Source organism: Maribacter sp. 4G9 (genome assembly GCF_002742265.1).
GTDB lineage: Bacteria > Bacteroidota > Bacteroidia > Flavobacteriales > Flavobacteriaceae > Maribacter.
In genome coordinates this window covers 1-1,023 of record NZ_MDGL01000075.1, presented here as the reverse complement: position 1 = coordinate 1,023, position 1,023 = coordinate 1, and the positions used below count along the sequence as shown (strand labels likewise).

The 1,023-nt window shown below is 56.0% G+C and carries 1 protein-coding gene; it reads right to left on the bottom strand.

Annotated features, from left to right (window positions below; all coding sequences use genetic code 11):
- The coding region (locus tag BFP75_RS09885) for a transposase (RefSeq protein WP_133118651.1) at positions 1 to 1,023 on the bottom strand (1,023 nt) is incomplete at both ends.

Here is a 1,023-nt window from a genome sequence, read left to right as displayed (position 1 = left end):
TCCCGTGCGATAGTCGTCGAACACCTTGGTGAACGGGATCGCCTTGCCCTGTGGGCATAGGTAATGATCCTGTTCCTCGTTATAGACGAACCCATCGGGCCCGCCCTTGTAGGTGCCATGGGGCGGTATGAAACTTTTCAGCCCCGTTCCTTCCAGAAAGGCATAGTTCTCACCGCTACTGTAGCCGGTATCGGCCACGCAGTTCTCCCACACAAGGCCCTGTTGCCACAACCGTTTCTTGAGCCTGTCGACGATATCGGGCAACTGCTGGTTGTCCTTCCCGTCCGCATGGTAGGCCCTGATGTCCGTTATCACATGGTGCGCCGTATCCACGCTCAGTTGGGAGAGGTAGTTCAGCTTTCTTGCCTTGCCCGGCTTTACGCTGATCCTGGCATCGGGGTCCGTAGGGCTGTAATGGGTCTTGTTACTGGTATACTTGGCCCCCTTGTTGCCGGCACCGGGGCGTTGGTCCTGGTCCTTGGCCCACTTCTTGTTCCGGCCCTCGATGGCACCGAGTTCATTCTTGTTGGCCGAAATAGTGCGCTGGCCCTTGTCGGACCTGTCGCCCTTGCTCTTTCTGTGAGGCTCCTCTTTGTCCATCGAACTAAGGGCGCGTACCTTTCTCAGGTGCTCGTCAAGTTCATCTTCCGGTACCTTGAGCTCCAAGGTGTCCATGGAGGCGTTCGCCTTTACGGGGGCCGAATCTATCGCCTGGGTATGGCCGCTGACCATCCCCTTCTCGACGCACATGGCAAGGACCTTCGTAAAGACTTCCCCGAAAACGGACTCCGGGTAGAGTTGGCGGGTACGGCTTATCGTGGAATGCCATGGCAGCTCCTCGTCGATATCATAGCCGATGAAATACAGGATATCCAAGCGCATCGAACAATGGTCGATGAGCTTACGGTCGCTGATGATGTTCTCCAGATAGCCCACCAGACAAAGCTTGAAGAATACCACAGGGTCGATGCTCTTCTGCCCGCTTTCCCCATAATACGGACGGGTAAGCATGTAAAGGAAACC